General features: G+C 52.7%; 17 protein-coding genes and 1 tRNA gene. 9 read left to right on the forward strand and 9 right to left on the reverse strand.

The annotated features are described in order from the left end of the window. Positions 1-314: 314 nt before the first annotated feature. Positions 315-1,709 (forward strand): DUF3500 domain-containing protein, encoded by a 1,395-nt coding sequence (locus ACFE8Q_RS19405; protein WP_375447093.1) that lies wholly within the window; start codon positions 315-317, stop codon positions 1,707-1,709. Positions 1,710-1,719: 10 nt separating this feature from the next. Beyond that, entirely contained in the window at positions 1,720-3,054 is a 1,335-nt protein-coding gene (locus ACFE8Q_RS19410; protein ID WP_375447094.1) for a HupE/UreJ family protein, read from the forward strand. A 27-nt stretch (positions 3,055-3,081) separates the two neighbouring features. Here the strand turns inward: ACFE8Q_RS19410 and ACFE8Q_RS19415 are convergent, their stop codons facing one another. Beyond that, positions 3,082-3,975 carry a helix-turn-helix domain-containing protein gene (locus ACFE8Q_RS19415; RefSeq protein ID WP_375447095.1) on the reverse strand — a complete coding sequence of 298 codons (894 nt, stop codon included), beginning with the start codon at positions 3,973-3,975 and terminating at the stop codon, positions 3,082-3,084. 111 nt (positions 3,976-4,086) lie between these two features. Here ACFE8Q_RS19415 and ACFE8Q_RS19420 point away from each other — a divergent pair, with 111 nt between their 5' ends. Beyond that, complete coding sequence (locus tag ACFE8Q_RS19420; protein WP_375447096.1) at positions 4,087-5,130, forward strand: Gfo/Idh/MocA family oxidoreductase; 1,044 nt, start codon at positions 4,087-4,089, stop codon at positions 5,128-5,130. 50 nt (positions 5,131-5,180) lie between these two features. Next, positions 5,181-6,455, forward strand: coding sequence for an MFS transporter (locus tag ACFE8Q_RS19425; protein ID WP_375447097.1), 1,275 nt, complete (start codon positions 5,181-5,183; stop codon positions 6,453-6,455). Positions 6,456-6,757: 302 nt separating this feature from the next. On the opposite strand, the gene ACFE8Q_RS19430 is transcribed toward ACFE8Q_RS19425, so the two are convergent. The 4 genes from ACFE8Q_RS19430 to ACFE8Q_RS19445 all read right to left on the reverse strand — a co-directional run bounded on the left by ACFE8Q_RS19430 (position 6,758) and on the right by ACFE8Q_RS19445 (position 15,042). After that, positions 6,758-7,405 (reverse strand): SMI1/KNR4 family protein, encoded by a 648-nt coding sequence (locus ACFE8Q_RS19430; RefSeq protein ID WP_375447098.1) that lies wholly within the window; start codon positions 7,403-7,405, stop codon positions 6,758-6,760. A 6-nt stretch (positions 7,406-7,411) separates the two neighbouring features. Beyond that, positions 7,412-11,620, reverse strand: a complete 4,209-nt coding sequence (gene tssD / locus ACFE8Q_RS19435) for a type VI secretion system tube protein TssD (RefSeq protein ID WP_375447099.1) — start codon at positions 11,618-11,620, stop codon at positions 7,412-7,414. A 607-nt stretch (positions 11,621-12,227) separates the two neighbouring features. After that, a tRNA-Pro gene (locus ACFE8Q_RS19440) sits at positions 12,228-12,301 on the reverse strand. Positions 12,302-12,429: 128 nt separating this feature from the next. Next, entirely contained in the window at positions 12,430-15,042 is a 2,613-nt protein-coding gene (locus ACFE8Q_RS19445; protein WP_375447100.1) for a zinc-dependent metalloprotease, read from the reverse strand. Positions 15,043-15,147: 105 nt separating this feature from the next. Between ACFE8Q_RS19445 and ACFE8Q_RS19450 the strand changes: the two genes are divergently transcribed. Then, positions 15,148-15,666 (forward strand): hypothetical protein, encoded by a 519-nt coding sequence (locus ACFE8Q_RS19450; protein WP_375447101.1) that lies wholly within the window; start codon positions 15,148-15,150, stop codon positions 15,664-15,666. Positions 15,667-15,801: 135 nt separating this feature from the next. Here the strand turns inward: ACFE8Q_RS19450 and ACFE8Q_RS19455 are convergent, their stop codons facing one another. The 3 genes from ACFE8Q_RS19455 to ACFE8Q_RS19465 all read right to left on the reverse strand — a co-directional run bounded on the left by ACFE8Q_RS19455 (position 15,802) and on the right by ACFE8Q_RS19465 (position 19,573). Then, the gene (locus ACFE8Q_RS19455) at positions 15,802-18,219 is read right to left on the reverse strand and encodes a M1 family metallopeptidase (RefSeq protein ID WP_375447102.1); all 2,418 of its coding nucleotides are present in this window, start codon (positions 18,217-18,219) and stop codon (positions 15,802-15,804) included. 103 nt (positions 18,220-18,322) lie between these two features. Further along, positions 18,323-18,907, reverse strand: coding sequence for a Uma2 family endonuclease (locus ACFE8Q_RS19460; protein ID WP_375447103.1), 585 nt, complete (start codon positions 18,905-18,907; stop codon positions 18,323-18,325). A gap of 57 nt (positions 18,908-18,964) precedes the next feature. Continuing rightward, entirely contained in the window at positions 18,965-19,573 is a 609-nt protein-coding gene (locus ACFE8Q_RS19465; protein ID WP_375447104.1) for a HupE/UreJ family protein, read from the reverse strand. 77 nt (positions 19,574-19,650) lie between these two features. Here ACFE8Q_RS19465 and ACFE8Q_RS19470 point away from each other — a divergent pair, with 77 nt between their 5' ends. From ACFE8Q_RS19470 to ACFE8Q_RS19480, 3 genes are all read left to right on the forward strand, one after another. Then, positions 19,651-20,478: a 4-(cytidine 5'-diphospho)-2-C-methyl-D-erythritol kinase gene (locus ACFE8Q_RS19470; RefSeq protein ID WP_375447105.1), complete on the forward strand. Its 828-nt coding sequence runs from the start codon at positions 19,651-19,653 to the stop codon at positions 20,476-20,478. Positions 20,479-20,587: 109 nt separating this feature from the next. Continuing rightward, positions 20,588-21,187, forward strand: a complete 600-nt coding sequence (locus tag ACFE8Q_RS19475; RefSeq protein ID WP_375447106.1) for a heme-copper oxidase subunit III — start codon at positions 20,588-20,590, stop codon at positions 21,185-21,187. A gap of 620 nt (positions 21,188-21,807) precedes the next feature. Beyond that, on the forward strand, positions 21,808-23,001 hold the full coding sequence (locus ACFE8Q_RS19480) for a putative sugar nucleotidyl transferase (RefSeq protein ID WP_375447107.1): 1,194 nt from the start codon (positions 21,808-21,810) through the stop codon (positions 22,999-23,001). On the opposite strand, the gene ACFE8Q_RS19485 is transcribed toward ACFE8Q_RS19480, so the two are convergent. Further along, entirely contained in the window at positions 22,954-24,456 is a 1,503-nt protein-coding gene (locus tag ACFE8Q_RS19485) for a lipopolysaccharide biosynthesis protein (RefSeq protein WP_375447108.1), read from the reverse strand. The genes ACFE8Q_RS19480 and ACFE8Q_RS19485 overlap by 48 nt on opposite strands. Before the next feature lie 84 nt (positions 24,457-24,540). On the opposite strand from ACFE8Q_RS19485, the gene ACFE8Q_RS19490 reads away from it, so the two are divergent. Beyond that, positions 24,541-25,128, forward strand: a complete 588-nt coding sequence (locus ACFE8Q_RS19490; RefSeq protein WP_375447109.1) for a YdeI family protein — start codon at positions 24,541-24,543, stop codon at positions 25,126-25,128. The last annotated feature ends 24 nt before the right edge of the window (positions 25,129-25,152 follow it).

The following is a 25,152-nucleotide window of genomic DNA, read 5'->3' on the forward strand; positions in this document are numbered from 1 at the left end:
CACATTTCGGATAAGGCCAGTTTATAAAAAAATGAGCATAGGTAGATCGAAAGTAACCTGACTAATCACTATTCTTACTGCATCAAGGGGGCATTACGCCTCCTATGGTGTGGATAGATCGGAAAGCAGACTGACCTTGTTAGTCTGCTTTTTTTATTAATCCTTCCCTGATGCCTTGCTCAGTTAGCAAAGAATTGAGTAGATGGGTTCTAAAAGTAGCCAATTATGTTAGCTACGTATCCGGTTACCGGGCAACAACCAAATCGACCCTGGCGTATTGGTGGTAGTGTTTATTTACTATCATCGCTCAAAGCATGCATACCTCTTTCAAGCCAATTATCGTTGCTCTCGTTGTGAGCTTTTTAGCAGTTGTCTCGTGTCAAAAAAACGGGACCACCGTAACGCCCGATTCGGCAACAGTTTCCGCACTTTCCTGCGGATCAGCCACCTTTTCAACGGCAGCAGTTGGTGGAACAGCCTACACGGGCACGGGCACCGTGCCGTATACAGGTGGTAACGGAGGCACCTATGCAACAGGCAGCGCTATAACGTCGACGGGCGTGACCGGCCTGACGGCCAGCCTACAAGCTGGTTCACTGGGCAGTGGCGCTGGTAACCTGACGTTCGCCATCAGCGGAACACCCTCGGGGGCAGGTACGGCTACGTTTGCCCTTAGCTTCGGTGGGCAGAGTTGCAGCCTCGCTCTTCCCGTTGGCGCACCCGGCTCAGGAACGGTGGTAACAACCGACTGTGCCTCGGTAACCGGGTTGGCGCGGGTTGTCTGTCTGTCCGAAGCCTTTAAAGCTACCCTAACCGCCACCCAGTTGGCCACGTTGCAGCTAACCTATACAAAAGCAAACGCCATACGCTGGTCGAACCTACCAGAGGGCCTCTACCGAAACCGGGTTGGTATCAGCCTGGGTACGTTGTCCAGCACCCAGTTAGCTGCCGCCAGGTCGTTACTGGCCGCTGTGCTGGTGCAGAACGTAACCAATGAAGGCTTCGACGAGATGGAAGGCAATCTGGTAGCCGATGATTATTTAGCGGCCAACGGTGGTGGCTCGGATTATGGAAGAGGCAATTATTACATGGCCTTTTTGGGTACACCCAGCACGACCGGCCTCTGGGAATTGCAGTTTGGCGGGCACCATTATACGCTGGCCAATACCTACAACGGGGGAAAAATCACCGGTGTTACGCCCTCGTTCCGGGCCGTGGAACCGATGGCTACCGTAACTGCCAACAGTAGAACATACCAGCCTGTTGAGCAGGAACGGAAAGCGTTTGCCGACCTGCTGGCGGGGCTAAGCAGCAGCGAGTTGAGCACAGCCAAACTAGCTGCTACATTTACGGATATACTGCTGGGGCCCGGTCAGGACAGTAAGTTTCCGACAACCAGACAGGGGCTGAAAGTAGGAGACCTTAGTGCGGCGAACAAAGCACTGGTACTGAACGCTATAAAGCTATACACCAACGACCTGGATACCGAAACGGCCGCTACAGTTCTGGCTAAATACACGACTGAGCTAGACAACACGTATATCGCTTACTCAGGAACCGGCACCATGAGCACTCAGAACGATTATATACGGCTCGACGGCCCCAGCATCTGGATCGAGTACTCAGCGCAGGGCGGTATTATCATTCGGAACACCCCTCACCCACACTCGGTATGGCGCGACCGCACCGGCGATTATGGCAGCAACTAACCGTTCATTGGTGAGACCAGCACACAACGTACCCGGTGCTTCCGCTTTCAGGAGGTTGCTGGGTACGTTGTGTGCCTTGTTGCTGACGTTCGCACCTGGCCCGTCACTGGCTCACCCGATGCCCAATTCGGTGGTTTTGCTCAACATCCACGCCCACCGCATTGATGCCGACGTACAGATTCCGTTGAACGAACTACAGGCCGCCTTTGGCCACGCCGTCAACGATTCATCTGTCGGGCTCATCGCTCGCCTTGGCCCCCGGTTGCGGACCTATCTGATCCAGCACATCCGGCCCGAAAGCCTCAATGGACATTCGTGGGCGGTATCGGTGACAGCCTTGTCGGTGCAACAAACGCAAAACCCCATCAACGGTGTATACCGCGAGTTGATAGCTCAGTTGCGGCTGGTTCCCCCACCGGGAAGCGATGTTCGGCGGCTCGTTTTGCGCTACGATGCGGTTCTTCATCAGGTGGTGACGCATAAAATACTGGTGTCGGTACGGCAGGATTGGGCACGTGGACAGGTGGCCGACGAACAACCGGCTCAGGTCGGCGTCATTGAACTGGATATCGTCAATAATCGCATAGACCCTCTGCCGATCAGTCTGGAAACGGGAAGCGCCTGGGTAGGTTTTCAGGCCATGATCTGGCTGGGTATGCGGCATATTGCCGAAGGCACCGATCACCTGCTGTTTCTGCTGGTACTGTTACTGCCCGCACCGCTGCTGGTCAACCGGCGGCGCTGGGGCCGCTTCGGCGGGGTACGTTACAGCCTGATTCGTCTGTTACAGATCGTGACAGCGTTTACCCTGGGCCATTCGGTTACCCTGCTGGCGGGCTCACTCGGCTGGGTTCGCCTCCCGGCCCAGCCCGTCGAAATCCTCATTGCGATCTCTATCCTTGTTTCGGCCTTTCATGCCTTTCGCCCCCTGTTTCCGGGCCGGGAAGCCTGGGTAGCGGCTGGTTTCGGCCTGATTCATGGCCTGGCATTTGCTGGAACGCTGGTGAATCTGCGCCTGGATACCGGCCCGATGGCGTTGAGTATTCTGGGCTTCAACCTGGGTATCGAACTCATGCAGGTAGTAGTCATCGCCCTAACTATCCCCTGGCTTATTTTGCTGAGCCGGACGTCTGTTTACCCGGCCGTTCGGCAAACGGGTGCTTTTCTGGCCACAGTTGCTGCCGTTGCGTGGGTGGTCGAACGCATAACCAATCAGCCCAATTTCCTAACCCTATTGATTGAAAAAGGAATTCCTTACGCCCCGTACGGGCTGGCTCTGCTGGCGGTCGTAGCGTTACTTTTTACGTTTTGGAAGCGCGTCTCAGCCCCCGTGCCCCTGCCCTGACAACGTACCTGGCCGTATGGGTTCAGATCAAGGCTGCCCCCGCCCTTCCCTGAATTCGGTGGGCGATAAGCCAGTATGCTTCCTGAAAAATCTGGCGAAATAGTTAGGGTACTCGAAGTGAAGCAGGTAAGCGATTTCTGACACAGAATACGTTGTATAGGTCAATAGTTTGCGGGCTTCGTCCAGGGTATGCTCCTGCACCAACTGCCCGGCCGACTTGCCAGCAACGGCCTGACAGATCCGGTTCAGGTGAACCGTGGTCATGGCCAGTTCGTCGGCCAATTGGGTAATCGTATGGGTTGTTCCCATTTGCCGCACCAATTGCTGAAATTTCCGAAAATAGTGAAACGGCAAACCAGTTGCCTGTGGCACTATCGCCTCGTTTTGCTGCCAGAGCCGGTACGTAGCCAGGAAAAATTGTTGCAGGTAAACCTGTAACATTAACTGTTTTTCGGCCTGGTTATCAAACAGTTCTCCGTCGATGGCTTTAAGTAACTCCCCAACCCGACGGGCCGTGTCAGGGGCATCTACTATGGGTATGCACTGTAGAGAGGCCAGCATAACCGGTACCGGCGACCCGCTGGGAAACAGGCTATCGACCAGCGTGCCTGATAACGTTATAATGCGCCCTCGCACGTCGGCACTATACATAAAACCATGCAGGGCGGTGGGTGGTATCAGCAGCAGACAAGGCCCCGATAGCTGACGCTTGCGGGTAGCCTCCTGAAGCTCGAATTCGCCGGTCTCTATAAAGAATAACTGAAACAACCGGGCATGAATGTGCGGCTGAATCACCCAGTCGAAGCTACGGCTACGGGTTTCGAGTAATTCGGAGAATACATACCCGGCATCGGGTCGGTGGCCCGGCGTGTCAGTGTTGGCTTCGCCATATAGGCCATCATATTGAGTGATGCGTCGCATAGATAATGAACCTAAATTAGCCTTGAGACGGGTAATTTAAAGGCTAAAAGCCCTTACCGTGCTATTAAAACGGCAATTTCTCACCCTGCCATTAGCCATTTTTTCGATTACATGACGCCTCACGAAAAAATCAACGTTGGTCTTGTCGGGTTTGGCCTATCTGGCCGCTACTTCCATGCTCCCTTCCTATCCGTTCATCCGGGCTTTCAGTTGACGAAAGTGGTAAGCAGTCGACCCGCCGAAGTGGCGGCGTTCGATCCGGCAATTGACACGGTTGCTTCGGCCGGGGAGCTATTCGCCGACGGTGCCATTCAGTTGGTCTTTATCTGTTCACCCAACGACAGCCATTTTCGCTACGCCCAGGCCGCGCTCAACAGCAACAAGCACGTGGTCGTTGAAAAACCGTTTGCCCTTACTGAAGCCGAAACCAGTCAGTTACTGGAGCTGGCCGCATCGCGCAACCTGATAGCGACCGCCTATCAGAATCGACGCTGGGACGCTGATTTTCTGACCGTCAAACAACTTCTCGCCGACAATCGGTTAGGCACTGTGCTCGATTACGAAGCACGCTATGATCGGTTTGCGCCGGTCGACAGTCGGAGTGACTCCTGGAAAGAGCTGGCCGGTGAAGGTCGCGGCAGTTTGTTCAATCTTGGCCCGCACCTTGTCGATCAGGCACTTCACTTGTTTGGCAATCCGAAAACCGTTTCGGCCGATATCCGGCTTATTCGACCCAACAGTCGGGTTGAAGACTGGTTTACAATTCGGCTGGCTTACCCTGACAAGGAAGTGACGTTGAAATCCAGCCTGATGGCCCATCAGAACCATCGGCGGTTTACTATTCACGGAACGGCGGGTTCGTTTACCAAAGGCGGGCTGGACGTTCAGGAACCTGCGGCGAAACGGGGTACGTTGCCCAACACGCCAAACTGGGGATATGAACCCATAGAGAACCGGGGCCTGCTCACCACCGAAAGCGAGACAACATTAGTCGATAGTTTGCCCGGTAATTACGCCGCTTTTTACGCAGCCCTGTACGACTCTATCGCCAATGGTGCCGAACCCGTGGTGAAGCCCCACGAAATACAGGCGATTGCCAGAGTGATTGCGCTGGCCCGGCAAAGCAGTAGCGAAGGCCGAACCCTGCGCTTTTGAGTACTCAGGTACGTTGCCACTACACTTTCCTCCACTCTTCCCTCCTTTCAATGCCTAACTTCCCAACCAGTTACCGGTGGCAGATTACCGCTTTATTGTTTGTTGCAACGACCATCAATTACCTCGATCGCCAGGTAATCAGTCTGCTTAAACCAACGCTGGAGCAAGTTTTCAATTGGACGGAAACGGATTATAGCCACATCGTAATGGCTTTTCAGGGAGCGTATGCGGTAAGCTTCATCACCTTCGGCTGGAGTATCGACCGGATTGGCGCTAAACTTGGCTACAGCATCTCGGTTTTTTTGTGGAGCCTGGCGGCCATGCTGCATGCGGCTGCTACTGGTACGTTTAGTTTCGGTGTTTTCCGGGCCATGTTGGGCCTGGGCGAAGGCGGAAACTTCCCGGCGTCCATCAAGACGGTAACCGAATGGTTTCCGCAGAAAGAGCGGGCTTTCGCCACGGGCATTTTCAACTCGGGCACCAACATCGGTGCCGTCGTTGCCCCCTTACTCGTCCCCTGGATTCTGGGACACTACGGCTGGCAGGCAGCGTTTCTGGCAACGGGTGCCATTGGTTTTATCTGGCTATTTTTCTGGTGGCACTACTACGAAAGTCCAACCCGACACAAGAAAATTTCGCCCGAAGAACTCGCTTATGTGAACGAAGCTCCTCAGGCGGCCGGGGAAGCACCGCTCAAGTGGGTTGATTTATTGAAACGTCGCCAAACCTGGGCCTTTATTACGGGCAAGCTCTTCACAGACCCTGTATGGTGGTTTTTCCTGTTCTGGCTCCCCTCCTTTCTGGCGTCGACCTTCAAATTGGACCTTACCAAACCCAGTCTGCCCCTCATCATTATTTACTCGTCGGCTACACTGGGTAGTGTGGGCGGCGGCTATCTCTCCGGGTATTTCCTTCGCCGGGGCTGGACGGCCAACTGGTCGCGGAAGACTGCCATGTTTGTGTTTGCGCTGTGTATTGTGCCGGTGATGGCCATTCAGTTTGCCACCAGCCTATGGATCGTCATTGGGTTACTAAGCCTGGCGGTGGCCGCGCATCAGGCCTGGAGTGCCAATCTGTTTACCCTGGTGTCTGACCTGTTTCCACGCAAAGCCGTCAGTTCGGTAGTGGGCATCGGGGGCATGGCTGGCTCGCTGGGCGGTATGCTTTTCCCCCTGCTCGTCGGCTCCCTGCTAGACACCTACAAAGCACTGGGCAACATTGCTACCGGATACAATATCTTATTTGTTCTTTGCGGAACAGCCTACCTGGTTGCGTTACTGTGCATTCACCTGCTGGTGCCTGCGCTTAAGCCAGCAGACTGCTAATGCACATTGTCGTGTACCCAACTATTGGTTAATTCCACCGTCGGTGGGGAACTATAGTCAACCTCACTCAACCAGCCAATGATGGCCTCATCATCCGCACAAAACGCTTCCACCGATGTGCTGCATAAACAGGCCATTGTAGTTAACTGTTTGCATTATGTCGGTCAGGTTCATTTGGTCAAAGGCCCTTTATTATAGGATCTTAGCCTGAGAGTGTTCATCGATAAACAGCTACAATTTGTCAGTATATCAGGTACGTTAGTTCGGCGATGAAAGCCGTAAGGATGGTACCCTATCATGGCTCAAACCGCCTCAGCTTTTCTAAAATCGATGCAGTGCTCTTCTTGGTTAATTTCATCCACGGCTTTTCGGTATTTGCTCCTATACACGCTACTGAGCAGCATCACTGGGGTTTGGGTTGCCAATTGTTTTAAAGCAGCAATGCCAAGATCGAGCTTGAGTTTAGATTTTATCGTTAATAGTGCCTTCATCCCCTGCTCTGGAGGCTTTGTCAGGTAGATATCGACTAGTAGCGCGTCGGCCTCTGATGTCGACTCCTCTGTAGAAACGGCTCCTTCGGCCAACCAGGTCAGAAGGTTCTCAGACACCAAACGCCCTTCTGAGCTGCCTATCGCTCCCAGGCCTATCTGATATACCCTACTGGCATCGGTCTGACGATCTAAAAAGAAGCCATCGCCCCCACTGTCATCACCTATCAATACTAGCTGAGGGGCATACTCAGCTACTTCGAACGTTTCATTACGTTCGTCAATCTCATCAAGGCTGTACAGTTTAACGCCAGAATTCAACTCACCACCATCGGCCTGCTGCCAGAACTGTTGTAACACCAACGGCAAATCAGGCATTCGGCCAACCATCTGTTGAATCATCTCCTGAGATGCCGGGGGGTTGAAGTGGCCATTAAGCCTTTCAAATGCATTGTTATTCATATTCACTTATAAGTCAAAACCGCCTAATGAGTCAAAGTACTTGTATGCCTTCTTTATCGCCTTCTTCGTTTGGCACCCTGGCACACCTGCGTCCAGCATTTCGCGATACGAAGTTCGGAATTCATCCCTTAATGTAGTATCCCACCCACCGGGCAACCGACGTCTCGCCCGCTGAGCAGCACTAATCCGCGCGTGTGGAGTACCGCTTGATGACTCCAGTAAGGTAGCAGGGGCGTTGTTTCGGCGGTAATCGGTTATGCCATTGTTACTGGCCCAACGTTGCGCCCATTCGTCTTGTATAGGGTGGTGACTTTGTACAAAGCGATCTGGACGTGTGTTGGTATATCCGGGAGCCCGGTTAGTACCAGGTGAAAGTGTACCGTGATTCGAGATATCTCCTGTTCGGTGACCGCCAGGTGGTACTGGGGCTAGACCCAGCGGATCAATAAACCCTAATGGGTTATCAACATAGGCGTATAGGTTTGCGGAGTCTCCCATCAATCCAATGGGGTCCTGAGATAGGTAGATGCCCTCGTGTGGTGCGTAGTACCTGAAACGGTTGTAGTACAGTCCGGTTTCTACATCCTCATACTGCCCCTGAAATCGAAACGGACAGTCGGATCTTGTTCCCTTGCTTACCCGTATTCTCCCGTAACTTGTTGTCTCCGCCTGCCATGTTGACTGACCACTTTGATCGATCATCTCTAAGGGTGTCCCTATATGATCGGTTACAATGCTATAGTGGCTCTCATGGGCTATCTTCCCAACTGGTGCGAAACTGCTTTCTTCAAAAAGCCAGGTGATCACAGTATCCGATTGCTCATTGGCCGCTTCTTCTTCCCATTCATGAATAGGTACGTTACCATCCCACAACCAATAAGTCGTTTTGGTCTTATATGATTTACTGATTCTACGATTCAACGCATCATAAGTAAAAATAACCCGCTCACCATCGGGTCGTAACACGCTCGTCAGCGAACCGTTATCTGACCATTCATATGCCCACGTCTGACCTAGCCGGGTCGTTTTTTTTGCCAGATTCCCTTCAGCCTCATACTCATACGTAGCCTGCTGGTTACTAATTAGTTGCCCACCTGCGTTGTAAAGCCGATCGCTCTTCGATTCGGTTTCAAACAGATTTCCCAGCAAGTCCCAGGAACGCAATTCAGTGTTACCGTCTGCGTAATGCGCCTGCGTCAGAGCGCCATTTTCGTTATAAGTATATTGACTTGTTCCGGTGAGACTATCATCGATACTTGCCAATAAGCTGCCGGCCTGCCACTGATAAGTAAGTTGCCGGGGCTCAGTAGTACCTACCTTAAGCTGCTGGCTGATAAACCGACCCATCGCATCATGCTGATAGCCGATTTGTACACGACCGCTAAGACTGCGCTGAACTTCCAGACCACGATTATCATAGTGGAATTGTGCCTTCCAGCCATCAGCGGTCAATTCGCGCACATTACCAGAATCATCCCGTTGAAAATCTATGGTCGCTCCCAGCGAAGATCGTAGCTGTGTACGCCGGCCTAACGCATCGTAGACGTACTCAATCCAATGATCCCCTTGTAATTCACGCCGGATATTACCCAGCCTATCTCGCTCGATACGCACCGAAGATGTAGCGTTCTGCGCTTTAATGAGTGCCCCGGCTTCATCATAATGAAACGTTTCGAAGGACCCATCACTATGATATGCCGAAGCAAGCTTTCCCTCTTCCGTATAGCTATAAGTAGTCGTTCGTTCGCCAGGTCGCAGCACCCGTCTGACTCGTCCAACCGCATCGCGCTCATAACGTCGTAATAAGCCATCAAAGCCTTCTTCTTCGACAACCTGTCCGGCAGCGTCGAGCGCAAACCGGTATCGCTTCCCCCCTTTAGTAAGGATATCAGTAAGTCGACCTTCCCGATCGTATATGTACTGTTCCTCCTGACCGGCTTGCCTGCGGCTAACAACCTGTCCTAAGGCAGTGTAGTTGAACTGAGCCACCTGTCCATGTTCACGAGCTTCAAGTACATTTCCTGACGCATCATAAATCAGTTCGCGCACCGTACCATCGACCTCTTCAACCCGCACGATTCGCCCAAGCCGATCATATGACCGCCGCTCTTTAGCTCCTGTAGGATCAGTAAGTACAGTCAAACGTCCAAGACCATCATACTCGAAAGATCGAATCTGTTCGTCGGGGGTAACTACATGCGCTAGATTTCCCTTCTCGTCATACCGGAAATGCGTCTGATGCCCCAACGCATCGGTTAAGGTGGTCAACTGGCCTTGCTGATTGTATTCGTATTTGGCAACTTCGCCCAGCGGATTACCACGTTCCACTACGCTACCGCGCTGGTCATATTTCCAACTCCAGACTCCACCTCGCGGGTCAATCACCCGGGCTACTAAACCCCGTTCGTCGTACTGAGTGCGCGTACTATGTCCACCAGGTGTCACGGTCTCGATTAGTCGGCCTTGTGAATCGTACATGAAGCGCGCTGTTTCTCCCAACGCGTTACGTTGACTAATCAGCAGGTCTGACTCATCGTATAGCCAGGCCTGCTCGCGCCCTAAAGCGTCTATTTGACGAGTGACAAGCCCGTTCTGATGTAGATACATCACCGGTTGCCGGTATGAATCGAGCACGGTAGTCTGCTCGGGGCTATTGTACTGGATAAGATAATCCATTAACTCTCCATCGCCCCACGTGTGTAAACAACGCCCCCCGGCTTCCGGGTTTTCGTACGCGAAATGCCAATTTATGCCCGACGGGTCGCAACGACGGACTAATTGATGGCCATTATGCTCGTAGAGGGTCTTGGCTCCCTCTGCATCATAGACTACGGCTAAGTTGCCCAGGACGTCATACTCATAACGCACTAATACGAATGGATCCGAGTCCGCTGTCTGTGAGCTATATAACGCGGCAATACGGTTTTCATCTCCATACTCTACGCGGACTGTGCGCCCGGCATAATCGGTAAGTGTCTGCAACCTGTGCCGCTCATCGTAAGTGAACTGTACAGACCGGCCATTCGGATCTTCGATGGCCTGAAGGGGTTGAGGATGATCCTGATTGAGTTGAACCGTTCCAAACACATACCAGCGCAATTCGCCCATGTGCCATAGCCGGTAACTTCCCCTTGCATCTACAAACAGGGCTAATTGTTCTGTCTGTGTGCCTGTACCGCTGGGCATAGGAGCTTCAAATGTTATAAGCCTGCCCTCGGCATCACGTAGCCCTACGGTGCCATCATCGGCCAGCGCAATAATTGCCCAATCGTAGCTATGGTGCCAGCCATACCCTAACGGACCTGTATAGGTAGACGACGAATACCAATTGCGCTCCCAGGTTAATGGGATGGGGCCGTCAAAGAAGAAGTCAACTGAGTCAGCCAGTACCTCACCCGTGGCGACATCAACGGGATCGCCGCACGTTGTCCGGTTTTTCTTTAATGGTCCCTTTACTGCGTCAAGTGTCTTTTCTGCCTTATTTACTCCTTTTCCAACCAGCTTGGAAGCGTCTCCCAATTTATCGGCCACTTTGAGAGCCCGCCGCCCGAACTTGGCAGCACCGACTATATTTCCTGCCAGTGGTATTGCAGAAGCGGCCGAAAGTGCGGCCTCGCCGTAACGGCCTTCTGACGTGTAAATTGCCGCATTAGCCAGATCGGCGACCTCGCCAATGACGGGGATCATACCCACCACATCGAGCACGCCGTGTAAACCTTCCATAAAAGCTGAGGGTTCTTCTTCTCTAGCGGCCTTCTCATTAGAAGGTGGCGGTATGGTTCTGGCGAACGTCTCCCCTGCTCCGTGGCTTTCCAGGGGCCAATTATTATCATGAATAATAACCCCCACGGCGATGCGCTGAGGGCTGATGCGGATGTGCATTTGTAGAGACCCACCCCCGCTATCTCCGGGGACAAAATTGGTTTGCAGGCCAGTGCAATACGCATTAAAGAAGCTGATAGTCTTCAGTGTAGCCTTTGGCGACTCTTGCAGCAAAATAATCTTACCGTCTTCCTGCATGGTGGGTGAAAACATCCACTGAAGCAGAAAAGGCTGATCTGAGCCGGGCGCACTCAATACACAGTCGATGGTGCCGCCCAGCGTCGGTGAGCCGGGTCGACCCAGCGAGTCGGTTTCCTGATAGATACTCAGGTCATAGCTTAGCAACGGAAAGCAGTTGCCTTTGACTTCCAGAATTGCCGTGAATGAGGCCATGTGCTGCTGAGTTGTGTAACCTGGCAAAACCTACCGGGTTGATTTAGTTACAAGTATAAGCAGGCTAAACAATTATGTCTACATACTTTATAGGCTGACTGAGTAAATGGTTTGCGTATACCCAAAACAGCTTTTATGATTGAGTTGCAAAGCGTGATAGCATCAACCTCGTCGTGAACGTATTATAGCCTGGCACTCATTTGAATCTTGCGGCCGTCTGGTTTGTCGCGCTTCTTTAGTAAGTCAACCGATACTACTTTCTTAAAAACGTCGATTGATGACCAACGAAGTTCACAGAATTCTGTAACACCAAGGCCGGCGCCACCCATCAGCAGGAATTAGGTGCGCTGCGTTAGACTTGTGATCCGCAAAAGTGCGGTTTCCTATTCTTCGATTGTTAGGAACTTGTCTTCAGTAGTTTCCATAAATTGATGGTGATATCAAGTAGTTGAAAAAGATGTACCAGATCGACAGTACTGAGTGGGTGGAACTGATTACGCTCCGAAGGAATAATCAAGAATAGCTTATAAAGAGGTTTTATATTGCGTTGTACCTCTAAAGCAAATCAGCCACCTACGAAAAATCGTAAGTGGCTGATCACCAATTGTCGGGAAGGCGGGATTCGAACCCACGACCTCTTGCACCCCATGCAAGCACGCTACCGGACTGCGCTACATCCCGTTTCTTGAGCCACAAAAGTAGCAAAGAAGGTTTAAAACGCAATGGTTAACGTCCAAAAGTTGCCCGGATACTTAGAACCTAACTGAGCAACTTTTGGACTTTAGACATTGCGTTTTAAACCTTCTTTATTATCCTTTCTTCGGATCTAACGCGTTCTGAATGCGTGCCTGAAGGTCGGCCAGGTGGTATTTACTCATCGTATCTGTCTGGCGGGGCATGGCGGCGGTGATGCTGCGTTGCAGCCCAACCAACTGACCACGAACGACCGACATGATATCTGACTTACGAATATCTGTAACCGGGCCGGGGTTGAACCGGAAGCCAGCACCCGCGAAAGGCGCAGCACCAGTCCCCGTTGACGCTGGCGTATTCAGGACAGCAATCAGCTTTTCTGCATACGCTTTCTGCAAATTACGACGATAAATATCAATCGCCCTGCCAGTTGACAGTTCGGTGAAAATACCATTCTGCAAGTCGCTCATAAACTCGATAAGCGTATAGCTCGGCACACCCGGCTTGGCCAGTGAACCAGAACCAGTTTCGATCAGGCGCGACAACCGGCCTACATCAGTCAGGCTGTTGAGCGTTGTTTCCTGAAGCGTACGGATATAATCGATGCCCTGATCAGCCCGTACCAGCGGCATGATTTTTGGGTCAAGAATCCAGGTTGGGGTCTGGAACAATTGCGTATTCAGGAAATCCACCGCTTCTTTTTGCAGTGCTTTTGGCGTTGGTTCGTAGACTGTCAGGCCGGTTTGGTCGTAGGTACGTGGTGTTTCATAGATACCACCTACGTATTTGGTCACGTGGCCCATATACCGACGGAACTGCCCAACTACTTCACCGTACATCTCGCGCAGTTTATCGTAATCCTCAGCCTCTTCTTTTGTCCACTCGGTGAGATTTGGCATAATACGCTTCAGGTTCTTGATACCGTAGGTGCTGGCTTTCATGGCGTTATCACCCAGATCTTCACTCTGCGAACGAGGGTCCATCGGGTTAATTTCGGTACCAAACCAGTAGCGCGGATCTTTCTCGTGGCTCTTCACCCACGTGTTTAGCACCAGTTTGTCGGCCGTAGCATCTTTAGTATCGTAAACGGGTTTGTAGCCCCACTCGATCGCCCAGATATCGTAGGTACCGATCCGGGGAAACAGGTCAGTAATGCCGTCTTCAGGCTGCGCCACGTAGTTAAACCGGGCATAGTCCATGATCGAAGCCGTGTGGCCGTTTTGTGCAATGAACGCCTTGTCGCGCAGTTTTTCAACCGGTGTGGCGTGGCTCGACCCAAAGTTATGGCGTAGGCCCAGCGTGTGGCCTACTTCATGGCTCGAGACAAAACGGACCAGTTGGCCCATCAGTTCATCATCGAATTTAGGCTTGCGGGCGCGGGCATCTACCGCAGATCCCTGCACCACGTACCACTTCCGCAACAGGTTCATCACGTTATGATACCAGCCAATGTGGCTCTCGATAATCTCGCCCGAACGTGGGTCGTTTACGTTTGGTCCGTAGGCATTTTCAATGTCGGAAGCGAAGTAGCGGATTACCGAATAGCGCGCATCTTCCAGGCTTAACGTAGTGTCGGTACGGTTCCAGTCCTTGGCAATGATGGCGTTTTTCCAGCCTGCTTTTTCAAACGCTTTCTGCCAGTCGGCCACGCCCGCTTTCAGGAAAGGCCGCCATTTGGTTGGTGTTGCCGGATCGATATAGTATACGATCTGTTTTTTTGGCTCAATCAGTTCACCCTTTTTCTGACGCTCAGCATCGGCGTCATTTTTGGCCTCTAAACGCCAGCGAACAGCAAACGTTTCGTCTTCTGTCCGTTGCGAGTTGTCGTCGTAAACGGTGTAGTTGTTGGCGAAGAAACCAACGCGGCTGTCGAACAGGCGTTTGCGCATCGGCTCTTTCGGCAACAGAATCATCGACGTGTTGATCTCCATCGTAACAGCCCCGGCATCATTACCACCCGGCAGCGTAACGGTCTGCTGCGGCGACGGAATGGGCGACGGCGGCGTTGGTGTGGTGTTTACGTTGAAGGTCTTCGTGACACGCACTTCCGTATTTATCGGATACGACTTGACAGTCTGGATAAATGACCGGTCAGCCGCTGCGGCCAGAATCCGGTAACGGGCTTTGGTAGCGGGAGTCAACGATACAACCTGATTGTCATTCCGAAAGAAATCCGTTACGTCGATTACCGTCGACGAATCTTTGCGAATAGCCCGCACATCGAAAGCCGCCGCAATCGGCTCTACGTTGGAGTTACGAACAGCCTGCGAAATAGGCAGCGTGTCGCCCCCGGCCATGCCGACGTTGATGTAACTAACTACCCGCAGCAACAGCCGACGATCGGGACCACGCTCCCAGCGCAACACCTGCCGGTTGGCCAGTTCGCCGCCGTAGCCGGCACCGGTTGGTGCTTTGGCAATTCGGGTGATAGCCATGAACTCGCGACCAAGCAGCGAATCGGCAATCTCGAAGTAGTACTTGTCGTCGATCTGGTGCGACGTAAACAGGCCTTTGCTGGTTTTGGCAGCACGGGTGATCACTTCACGATACGGTCTGATCGCAGCGCGAGGCGGGCCAGCCGCTGTGGGCGATCCGGTATTGGGTGTTGTAGTGGCCGATGTGACCGACGTAGAGGTGGGTGCGTCTGGCCGCCGGTTTTGCGCCAGTGCGGGCACAGCTAGTCCCAGCAGCAGCACGCCACGCAGGACAGTTGATAGATGTTGATGCATTTAAAGAGATATATTTACGAGATGGCGCATGAGCATGCGCTTTTAAAATTACTACATATGAAGCGACTATTTAGTCGCTGCTACCCGTATTTCCCCTCATAACCGATGAAATATCCCCGACGGTTGTCATCAGGCGCTAATAACACGGTCATTGTGCTGTCAGAAACAGAAGTAGCCAAATTATTTTCGGGTGATACCCGCTCAGACATCGGTTCAGAAGCGGAGAAAATGCGATTTGCCAATGCCGTAAACGAACTGGTAGTCCGGTTCAGCCGCCTCGACTATAACGACGCCCTTGATGCCGAAATGCTGGTTATGGAGCGCATCTATCCGATTGATTACCGCGCTCATGAAGTTGAACGCCGGGAACTTTGGTTCGATGTGTTTGCCGATGAACTGGCTCAATTGCATGCCAATGGTTTTGTACACCGCGACTTGAAACGCCCGTCTGATCTGGACGGTCTAGCCTTCGACAATATCCTTCTGACCAATCGCGGTTTACGCCTGATCGACGTAGGCATCTCGGCATTAAAGCATCAGGTTGGCGACAAGATATTTTCCAGGTACGTTGCCCATGAACAGGCAGAACTGGCTCTTTTCCGGGATTATTTCCTGAACAGGTAACGCGCCCTGAATACGTTGTTTTCCTCCATTGCTTTTCAATCTAGTGTGTTGCTTCGCGCATTGTGCCCTTTACTCCACATAAAAAAGGTCCCCTGACAATCTGCCAGGGGACCTTTTTAGTAAACTCGAACGTACCTATCGGCGCGGGCCGGTGCCTTGCTGGGCAGGCGGCGTGCCACTTCCCTGGCGTTGCTGCTGCATCGGGTTTGGTCCTTGTGCACCCGGTCCGAAACCACCAGGGCGCTGCTTGAATAATTGCAGACGCGTTGGTTTAGATACTCGTGGGAACGAATTGTTCTCCGTGTCAATGTCAGCAATTTCCTGATACGGGTCCAGCGTCCACTGCGTTACCTTCTTACTGGTGGCAAATACCTTGTTGATCTGATTGGTATTGTAACGCCAGATTTCAGCCGGGAGCCGGGCTACGGAATCAGTGCCGTCTTCAAACTGCATCCGAATGATTACCGGCATCGGAATACCGCCCCGGTTTTTCAGCGTTAGTGTGTAGAAATTCTGCTTAGACTCCAGAACAGCGCGTTCGTCAGGCGTCAGTGTAGCCAGGTAGTCCTGATACTTTTTCTTATCGGCGTCGGTGACGGCAAACTGGTCGTAGCGGTTATAGAAGTCCATCATCGTGGAATCCTGCGCCACTACGGTTTCTGCTTTTGTGGCGGCGTCGCGCTGCTTGGCAACCGTGTTCATCCGGCGGTTATACGCCTCCTTGGCTTCTGCTTTCACTATTTCAGGGTTCTGCGAGCTTGGCTGATACCAGTCAACCTCCACCAGATCCTGGTCTACGGCCTCAACGCCAAAGAACCAGCCTTTCCAGAACCAGTCAAGATCAACACCCGACGCATCTTCCAGCGTGCGGAAAAAATCGGCAGGCTCGGGTGATTTGAACGCCCAGCGACGAGCGTACTCTTTAAACGCATAGTCGAACAGTTCGCGTCCCATCACGGTCTCGCGCAGAATGTTCAGGGCTGTGGCAGGCTTGGCGTAAGCGTTGGCACCCAGGTTGATCACGTTATCCGACGACGACATGATCGGCGACAGCACCGATTTGTCAGCCTTCATATAATCGACGATATACTGAGGCTCGCCCCGGCGGCTTGGGAAGTTGTAGTCCCACTCTTTCTCGGCCAGATACTGGCAGAACGTGTTCAGGCCCTCATCCATCCAGGTCCACTGGCGTTCGTCGGAATTCACGATCATGGGGAAGAAGTTATGGCCCACTTCGTGAATGATTACCCCGATCATACCGGCTTTTGTTTGCTCAGAGTACGTACCGTCGGCTTCCGGACGACCACCGTTGAACGAGATCATCGGGTATTCCATACCGCCACCTGCCGTTGCGTGGCATGAGATAGCGACTGGATACGGATACTTGATGGTGCGGTTACCGTACGATTTCAGGGTATGTTCTACCACACGGGTCGAGTATTGGCCCCAAAGTGGGTTGCCCTCTTTGGCGTAGAACGACATGCTCCAGATTTTCTTACCATCACCGTATACGTCGGTCTGCATGGCGTCCCAGATGAAACGGCGGCTGCTTGCAAAGGCAAAATCGCGTACGTTATCGGCTTTGTAAATCCACGTTTTTGTGGTCTTTACATCTTCCGGTTTCGCTTTAAGTGCCTCTTCAGCTTCGGCCTGCGTTACAATTACTACGGGCGATTTGCTGGTTGCGGCTTTAGCCAAACGCTGCTGCTGGGTTGCTGAAAGCACCTGTTTGTAGTTTAAACACTCGCCCGTTGACCCCACCACGTGATCGCTGGGGACGGTGATGGCCACTTTGTAGTTGCCGAAGATCAGCGTAAACTCACCAGTGCCCAGAAACTGCTTGTTCTGCCAGCCGGTCACATCGTTGTATGAGCAAAGGCGGGGAAACCAGTGCGCAATGAAGTAGTTGCTGTTGCCATCTTTGAACTTCTCCAGTCCACTACGGCCATAGTATTCCGTGACGAAGTAATTCCAGTCAACGTTGAACGCAAACGACGTACCTGGCTTCAGGGGCGTAGGCAGGTCGATCCGCATCATAGTCTGGTTGATCGTGTACGGCAGCGTCTGGCCAGTTTTCGTGGTCACTTTCGTGATTCTGTACCCGTATTTGTCGCTGGCCTGCTGCTGACTGCGTTCCCGCACCGACGTCAGGTTTTGCAACTGGGCAAAGGTCATACCGGTTTCGGGTACGCTGCCCGTGCGGGTAATGCTGCTCGTTGAGCCTTTGGCAAACAGGTTCTGATCGAGTTGCAGCCAGATGTAGCGCAGTTCGTCAGTCGAGTTGTTGAAGTAGGTTACCGTTTCGGTACCAATGATTTTCTGTTGGGCGTCGTCGAGCGTGACTTTAATATCGTAATCGGCCCGGTTCTGGAAGTAATCCTTACCTGGTGCCCCGGCAGCGGTACGGAAGGTGTTGGGCGTGGGCAGCGTGGGGCCAAGCTGCTCAAATTTATCATTGGCGCTGAAACTTGACGGAGCCGTTTGGGCCATGACCCGGTCGCCAACTAGCAGAGCCAGGGCTACAGCCAGCACCGACCCGATTGTGTGTCGCATAGAATTAGGTTTGTTCATGAAATTACAGCCTTAAAAATACAGAAAAAGCGGATAAAGCGTATTTAAACGCCCTAACCGCTCATCACAAATACAAAAAGCCCAATTAATTATTGGCCAAATCGCTTAATCGAAGTGAAAAGTTGGGCAGCACGTCCTCACCACTCAGCGTTTCATCGAACGGTATGACCTGCGGGGCCTTCTCGGGGCGATACACCGTCGTTTGCTGGGAAAAGGGATCAATCTGCCAACCGAGTCGGACACCGTTTTGCAGGTACTTCTCCATCTTGGCTGGTAATGTGTATTTCTCGTCAGTGTCTGACATGAGTTCAATCACGAAATCGGGACAGATGTGGGCGAACTTATCTTTGTCTGCGTCCGGTACCGACGCCCAACGTTCGCGGCTTATCCAGGCCACATCCGGTGCACGCACTGAATTATCGGGCAGCGTGAAACCGCCGTTGGAGTCAGTTACGAAACCCAGCTTATACTGACGATTCCACAGATACAATTCGCCGTTCAGGGCCGAGTTCGTGATACTTGTAGTGATTCCGGTGGGCATCTCAAAGATGATTTGGCCGGTTTCGTCGCGTTCGATACGCAGGCTTGGGTTAGCCTGACAAAACGCGAAGAACTCGTCGTCGCTCAGTCGCTCATCCCGGCGCAAGGTGGGGTTCAATGGCAGTATCATAAGTAAGCAGATTACTATTCCCAAGGATAACAAAACTTTTGGAGAAAAAACCCAACGCTACTTAGCGAACAATGGATTATTGATAATCAGAGAAATAGCCATTCCCGCCACGATTCCTGACATGATCAATGTCCAGCGGAGGCGGCTGCTTTGAAAAAGGTGTAGAACCAGGTACGTTATTGATAGAATGATACCGACAATGAGTAACTGCCCAAGTTCCAGCCCGATGTTGAAGGCTAGCAACGGCTTGGTAATGTCGGCTTCGCGCCCGAGCAGGCTGCGCAGGTAATTAGAGAAACCCATGCCATGAATGAGGCCAAAGGCCAGCGCCAGCGCATACCGCCAACGTTGCTTCTCTCTTCGGGTAGTCGATAACGAGCGCGACTTGGGTTCCTGATAGAAAAAATTGGTGCAGGCCGTGATGAGAATGGTAATCGGAATGAGCAGTTCGACCAGGGCGGTGCTGTAGTGAATGAGTTGAAGCGTAGCCAGGGCCAGCGTAATGGAGTGACCAATTGTGAAGGCTGTAACCAGAATCAGCACCTGCCGCCATTGACTCAGGGTATACACGGCACAGAGTGCCACAACAAACAGAATATGGTCGTAGCCCCTGGGGTCGGTAATGTGATCAAAGCCAAGTTGGAGATAGATGAAGAAGTCGCTCATGGCGGCAAAGGTATACCTACATATGATGAAGGCAAACAACACTCCGAACGCCGCCAATTCTGGCTTACCTTCGCCGTATGATTGCCTTTCCTGCCTGTAAAATCAACATCGGCCTGCAACTGACCGAACGTCGGCCCGACGGGTTTCACAACCTGCTGTCAGCCTTTTACCCCGTTGGCTGGTCAGACGCCCTGGAGATTATTCCAGCCGCTACGTTTGGCTTCAGTACCAGCGGTATACCCATTCCCGGACAGTCCAACGCTTCGGGCAATGAGCCGATGAATAACCTGTGCGTACGCGCCTACGATCTTCTGCGAACCAACCATAACCTGCCGCCCGTTCAGATGCACCTGCACAAAGTGGTTCCCATCGGCGCAGGGCTTGGCGGCGGGTCGGCCGATGCAGCCGCCACGATCAACCTGCTTAACACACAGTTCGAGTTGAACTTACCCGTTGACCGGCGCGAAGCCTACGCCCGCCAGTTGGGTAGCGACTGCGCTTTCTTTATTCAGAATCGCCCGCAGTACTGCGTTGAGAAAGGGGACGTTTTTGAAGAAATTGACCTCGACTTAACGGGCTATCACATTGTGCTCGTCTACCCGACTCTCGCCATTTCAACGGCCGAAGCCTACGCCGGTGTAACACCTCGCCGACCAGTTGTCCCGCTCCGCACATTACTGGAAGCGCCTATCGAGACGTGGCGAGGCCGGGTTCACAATGAGTTTGAGGATAGTCTGTTTCCAACATACCCGGTGCTCGCCGACATCAAGCAGCAACTCTATGATCTGGGAGCCTTGTATGCCAGCATGAGTGGTAGCGGCTCAACGGTTTACGGGATTTTTTCGGCACCACCGGAGAGAAGTGATCTCTTTTCGCGTTATACGGTCTGGGAAGGAAAATTATAAACAGTTTTCTGTTTGCCGCTTACTGTTTTCAGTTGTCCCGCTAGTTACGGTGATCGTGGGTTAAACGGAGCAACAGAAAACAGTAAACGGCAAGCAGTAAACAGCAAATATGAGTCGACTGACAAAGCGGCGGGAGCCGTTCCGGTTTATGGTTTGGTTGGGTATTGGGGGCAGCGTACTGCTGTTCACGGTACTGCTGGGCATATACATTGTTCGGCAAACTGGCCCCGGCTGGGCCGACGTTGCGCTACCCAACGTGTTTGTCTTGAGTACACTGGTCATTTTGTTGAGTAGCCTCACGCTCCACAATGCCAACCAGGCGTTCAGACATGAGCAATTTTCGGTGTATCGAATCAATATGGCGACTACGCTGGTGCTGGGTACGTTGTTTATTCTGTTACAGGGCTGGGGGTGGCGACAGATGGTCCGGGCGGGCGTGGGCCTGGAAGGCAATCCTGCCGGCGGGTTCGTTTATATCATTTCGGGCCTGCACCTGTTACATATCCTTATCGGACTGGTCTTTATCACCATCACGCTGGTTGAAGCCCTGCGCCGACGGGCCTACGTCGAGTCGTTCGTCTACAGCGTAAATCCACCCAACCAACTCAAAATCAAGCTTATTACACTCTACTGGCATTTCGTCGATGTGCTGTGGGTTGTTCTCTTTGTCTTCCTCCTCTTTCACCACCGCGTCGACTGGCGTTTATAATGGTTGATTGATTTGCTGGTCATCGGTTGATTTGTAGGGGCGGCCCCTCGTGGCCGCCCGCTTTCGGACCGATAGGGCCGCCTGTAGAGCAACTCACCATTGTGTACATGATCCCATGAAAACGCTATATCTATTCAGCGGATTAGGAGCTGATCATAGCGCTTTTGCCTCGCTTCAGTTGACGGGCTTTCTCATCACGCACATTCGCTGTTCCAATTATTGGATGTGGGCACCTGATGACGCTTGACCACGCGCCCGCTATCTCGTCGAACCTCCGAAAAGTGTTGGCATCCTAATAGATAAAGCGGTCGAAACCGTAGTAAACAGCTTCGCCTGCTGGCCGTTGGTTGATGTGTAGGGGCGGCCCACAGTGGCCGCCCGCTTTCGGACCGATAGGGCCGCCTGTAGCTGGTTGCGTTACAACCGCGGTTATGCATGAAATAACAATTTTCTCTACAAGCGGCCCTGACGGGCCGAGAGCGGGCGGCCACGAGGGGCCGCCCCTACACATCAACCAACGGCCAGCAAATCAACCATACCTTATCTTTGGCATGCGTACAGGTAGCGGTCGGGGCGATCGGGATCAATCCAGCAAATCAACCATACCTTATCTTTGCCGCATGAATTATATTCTCTTTGATGAGCCAACCGTTCGGACGGCTTTGCTGCCATTTACGTTTACACGTCCCGTTGCCGGTATCCGCATGGGTATCTGGACACTCACCGAAAAGTGGGAGCAGTGGCTACAGACTTCGGTTTCGCACCTGACCGAGCCGTATCTACAGACAAAATTCGCCCATATTTCGAGTACCGATAACCTGTATATCAACGGGGCCGTTTGCCCAACCGATGCGCTGGTGGCTGACCTTCAACGCCTCACCGACGGGCAGGCGCTCATCACGGCCGATCAAACACTAATCGCCGTTCGTACCAACTACCGCCTCGATAAGGCGCCAACGGCCACGGGTTTCTTTCCAGTTCAAACGGCAGAAATACCCGTCGTTCTCCGTCAATTACCCGACCTGTTTGCATTGAACGGCGATCAGATTCGGGCTGACTTCGCCAAAACTACCACCGGACGTACCTCTGCTCCCCTGACCGATCCCCATACGGCTGTTTACGGAGTTGAAAATTTGTTTATTGAAGAAGGTGCTACCATTCGGGCGTCGGTGCTGAATGCCGAAGCGGGGCCGATTTACATTGGCAAAAACGCCACCATCAGCGAAGGCTCCATCATGATTGGACCATTTGCGCTCTGCGATAACTCGACGGTAAACTGGGGCGGAAAAATGCGTAGCAACACCACCATCGGGCCGTTTTGCAAGGTGGGCGGCGAGGTGGGTAACTCCGTGCTGTTTGGCTACAGTAACAAAGCCCACGACGGTTTCCTGGGTAATTCGGTCATTGGCGAATGGTGCAACCTGGGGGCCAACGTCAATAATTCGAACCTGAAAAATGATTATACCAATGTGAAACTACACAGCTACGCTACGGGGCAACTCGAAGATACGGGACGGTTATTTTGCGGGCTGATGATGGGCGACTTCACCAAAGCGGGGATCAGTACCCTGTTCAATACCGGTACCGTCGTGGGCGTCAATGTCAACGTGTTCGGGGCCGGGTTTCAGCCTAAACACATTCCGTCTTTTTCGTGGGGTGGTGCCGCCGAAGGTTTCGCCGAGTATCGCCTCGACAAAGCATTGTATGTGGCCCGCGAAACGATTGGTCGGCGGGGTGTTGCGTTTGGAGCGACCGAAGAGGCGTTGTTAACGGCGATTTTTGACGCCACGCGCGGGCCAGTAACGAGCCAGTAGCCCGTTCAGGTCGGGGTAGATACGCAGCGCCAGCAACGTACCTACATAAACCAGCACGATCCCCGCCGACCGTGTTGCGATATCAGCAATCACCAGCAGCTTACTCCCTGACAAGTAAGGCGGTAGTGATGCCAGCAGCCACACTACCGCTCCTAGCGCTAACACGGCCGCATTACGCCAGCTAAACGGCTGCAAACCAAAAGAATACCAGACAAAACCAGTGCGGGCGGCGTTGAAAAGGACTGTGGCGATAACCGCACCAACGGCGGCTCCTTCAATTCCGTAGGTACGTATCAGGCCAGGCGTAATCAGGATGACAAGCACCATCATAGCGATATTAAAGACCGAATCCCAGGCATAGCGGCGTGACGTACCCAGAATCTGCCCGTTCACGCCGGTAGCCATATCGACCAGTTTACCGAAGCCCAGCCACAGAATGACGAAGTATCCCGCCTTGTATTCGGGTTTAAGAATCTGGAAAATATTGGGTAGGTTGGCGGCTATACCCACAAAAGCCAGACAGCCAATGACTAGCTGGCTCAGGCAGCTTTTCTCGTATACCGACCGGATCGTAGCCAGGTTGTTTTCCTTCCACGCGTCGGCAATCACCACGCCCGACACCTTATAAAGCATCGTGGCCGGTGCGGCGATCACAGAACCAAAGGCCGCGCTAATTCCATACACGCCTGTGCTTGAAAGGCCCTTCGCATCATTGATCAACCATTTATCCACATGTTGAATGAGTTGTGTGGATAACCCGGTCATCAGCGTTAGCCCGGCGTACCGGAAAAGCGACCGGCGCAGGTCGGGCGGAAAATTCAGGTACTTGGACGACAGGGTAAAGTGACCGTCGCGGACCACACTGGCCGCCATCAGGCTCATGGCAATCAGGTATGAACTCAGCCAGCCAGCCAGCATGGTTGGAAAGCTGATCCACCCCTGCCAGTAAAACAGTACCACCAGCAGAAAAATAAACCGTTGTAAAAAATCTTTCAGGAACGTACCTGTCACGCTATCATAGAGCAGACGGGCGTAATTGTCGAACAGGCCGAAGAACAACGTGGCGAAAGTGAGGGGAATCAGCAGCAGATAATACTGCGAAAACAAGGCTGATTTAGCCTGGTTTGCTGCCTGAATCGGCTCTTTGAAAAGAAGAACAGCGACCAGACAAACCGCAAAACCCAGCGTTGACATGCCAACCGACAACAGCAGGAAGCCACCGTGGCCACGTTCATAGTTTCGAAAATAAGGAAAGAATCGCCCGCCTGCTCCATTGATACCCAGGTTGGCAAACTGCGTCAAAATGATGGAAAGACTCATCAGCAGTTGAATAAGCCCATTCTGGGACGTATCGAGGACGGTGGGAAGCAGGAGGCCGGTGGTTATAAAACCGACGATAATGCCTGCATAGGAGAAACCTGTTCCCAGAATTGTCTGGCGTTGAATGGAGCTCATTAAGGTGGCGTTGTTCACTAAATGACGTTGAACAACTACGTGGTAGAGTCCGTAAATTAACGGCAAAACAACGTACCTACACGCATGATTCATACCGACGGATTTCCGATCGTGGCAATCAGCAGCCGGGCCGAGTGGCGCAACTGGCTGATCGCTAACCACGCCAGTTCAAAAGGTGTCTGGCTGATGAGCAACAAAGCCGCCACGGGTAAACCAACCATTACCTATGCCGAAGGGGTGATGGAAGCCCTCTGCTTTGGCTGGATCGACAGCAAACCCAACAAACTCGACGACGAACGATCGCTGCTCTATTATTCACCCCGCAACCCGCGCAGCAACTGGAGTGGCCTCAACAAAACCCGCGTCGCCCAACTACTTGAACAGGGGCTGATGACACCCGCCGGACAGCGCATGATCGACCTGGCCAAAGAAACCGGCACCTGGACCGCCCTCGATGAGGTAGAAGCGGTGGTGATCCCTGCCGATTTACAGACGGCCCTACTGGCTAATCCACCCGCCGAAGGCAATTTTTCCGCTTTTCCAAAATCAATAAAGCAGGGTATTCTGCAATGGATCCTGAACGCCAAACGCCCCGAAACCCGCGCCAAACGGATCCTCGAAACAGCCACCCTGGCCGCACAGAATATCCGGGCAAATCAGTTTAACAGGTAAAACCAGGTACGTTGCCGACCATTC

The sequence above is a fragment of the uncultured Fibrella sp. genome, assembly GCF_964250085.1.
GTDB lineage: Bacteria > Bacteroidota > Bacteroidia > Cytophagales > Spirosomataceae > Fibrella.

What these genes read in the sequence shown, in the direction of transcription:
- tssD (WP_375447099.1), bottom strand. Translation starts at nt 11,620, where the DNA reads ATGGCCTCATTCACGGCAATTCTGGAAGTCAAAGGCAACTGCTTTCCG.
- ACFE8Q_RS19475 (WP_375447106.1), top strand. Translation starts at nt 20,588, where the DNA reads ATGAGTCGACTGACAAAGCGGCGGGAGCCGTTCCGGTTTATGGTTTGG.
- ACFE8Q_RS19415 (WP_375447095.1), bottom strand. Translation starts at nt 3,975, where the DNA reads ATGCGACGCATCACTCAATATGATGGCCTATATGGCGAAGCCAACACT.
- ACFE8Q_RS19405 (WP_375447093.1), top strand. Translation starts at nt 315, where the DNA reads ATGCATACCTCTTTCAAGCCAATTATCGTTGCTCTCGTTGTGAGCTTT.
- ACFE8Q_RS19445 (WP_375447100.1), bottom strand. Translation starts at nt 15,042, where the DNA reads ATGCATCAACATCTATCAACTGTCCTGCGTGGCGTGCTGCTGCTGGGA.
- ACFE8Q_RS19455 (WP_375447102.1), bottom strand. Translation starts at nt 18,219, where the DNA reads ATGCGACACACAATCGGGTCGGTGCTGGCTGTAGCCCTGGCTCTGCTA.
- ACFE8Q_RS19460 (WP_375447103.1), bottom strand. Translation starts at nt 18,907, where the DNA reads ATGATACTGCCATTGAACCCCACCTTGCGCCGGGATGAGCGACTGAGC.
- ACFE8Q_RS19485 (WP_375447108.1), bottom strand. Translation starts at nt 24,456, where the DNA reads ATGAGCTCCATTCAACGCCAGACAATTCTGGGAACAGGTTTCTCCTAT.
- ACFE8Q_RS19470 (WP_375447105.1), top strand. Translation starts at nt 19,651, where the DNA reads ATGATTGCCTTTCCTGCCTGTAAAATCAACATCGGCCTGCAACTGACC.
- ACFE8Q_RS19430 (WP_375447098.1), bottom strand. Translation starts at nt 7,405, where the DNA reads ATGAATAACAATGCATTTGAAAGGCTTAATGGCCACTTCAACCCCCCG.
- ACFE8Q_RS19480 (WP_375447107.1), top strand. Translation starts at nt 21,808, where the DNA reads ATGAATTATATTCTCTTTGATGAGCCAACCGTTCGGACGGCTTTGCTG.
- ACFE8Q_RS19490 (WP_375447109.1), top strand. Translation starts at nt 24,541, where the DNA reads ATGATTCATACCGACGGATTTCCGATCGTGGCAATCAGCAGCCGGGCC.
- ACFE8Q_RS19465 (WP_375447104.1), bottom strand. Translation starts at nt 19,573, where the DNA reads ATGAGCGACTTCTTCATCTATCTCCAACTTGGCTTTGATCACATTACC.
- ACFE8Q_RS19420 (WP_375447096.1), top strand. Translation starts at nt 4,087, where the DNA reads ATGACGCCTCACGAAAAAATCAACGTTGGTCTTGTCGGGTTTGGCCTA.
- ACFE8Q_RS19450 (WP_375447101.1), top strand. Translation starts at nt 15,148, where the DNA reads ATGAAATATCCCCGACGGTTGTCATCAGGCGCTAATAACACGGTCATT.
- ACFE8Q_RS19425 (WP_375447097.1), top strand. Translation starts at nt 5,181, where the DNA reads ATGCCTAACTTCCCAACCAGTTACCGGTGGCAGATTACCGCTTTATTG.